Annotated in this window: 1 protein-coding gene; it reads right to left on the minus strand. The window is 62.2% G+C overall.

Annotated features, from left to right (window positions below):
- Positions 1 to 1,022, minus strand: a 1,022-nt coding sequence (locus GRP75_RS27875; protein ID WP_272917255.1) for a helicase-related protein, incomplete at both ends; no start/stop codon positions are given.

The raw sequence follows: 1,022 nt of genomic DNA on the forward strand, positions 1-1,022 counted from the left end.
AATCACCGTATCGTCTGCTGCCCGCAGCAGGCTGTGCGTACTGCGGGCATGGGCCGCCTCGCGCAGGGCATCCAGCCGCGGGCGCAAATCCGTTCCGCCATGAGCGCGGAACGGGTCCCGCTCTTGCAGCAGCGCAGCCAGACGGCTGGCAGTCGGGGCCAGGCCAAGGGCGGCTGCGCGCAACAGCATGTGCCCAAGGCGCGGGTGCGTGCCTAGGGCGGACACCTCGCGCCCATGCGCGGTGATGCCGCCTGTAGTGCCATCGGCTGCTTCATCCAGGCAGCCGAGCTGGTGCAGCAGACCTGTGGCCTGGCGGTACGCGGCCTCAGGCGGGGCATCCAGCCAGGCCAGCTCGGCGGGCTCGCGCACGCCCCAGGCCGCCAGCTCCAGCGCGAGCGGGGCCAGATCCGCCGCCGCGATTTCCGGGCGACTGGCCTCGGGGAGCGCCGCATGCTCCTGCGCGCTCCACAGCCGGTAGCATACGCCCGGCTGGAGACGGCCCGCCCGTCCGCGCCGCTGGTCGGCGGAGGCCTTGGACACCTTGACGGTGGTCAAACGGCTCATACCAGTTCGCGCGGAAAACACCGATTCCCGCGACAGTCCGCTATCGATCACCACCGTAATCCCGGCGATGGTCAAGCTGGACTCGGCAATCGATGTGGCCAATACCACTTTTCGACTGCCCAAAGCCGATGAACGTATTGCCTCATCCTGCTGCTCCAGCTTCATGCTGCCGTACAGCGGAATTACCTTGACGTGTGCTGGTAAATGCTTTGAAGCCAATTCTCGTTCCGTTCTATGAATTTCTCTAGCCCCTGGTAAAAACACCAACAGATCGCCTTCATGAACATCAAGCGCCTTTTCTACCGTCTCAGCCGTAAAAGACTCTAATGAGATTGATGAAGGTTTGGACATATGAAAGGTTTCTACCGGAAATACAGTGCCTGGACATTCCAGCAATGGCGCATCCCCTAATAATCTACATACAGGCTCTGCCTCCAGGGTGGCAGACATGATCAATA

The sequence above is a fragment of the Paenibacillus sp. OT2-17 genome (assembly GCF_009827695.1).
GTDB lineage: Bacteria > Bacillota > Bacilli > Paenibacillales > Paenibacillaceae > Paenibacillus > Paenibacillus polymyxa_B.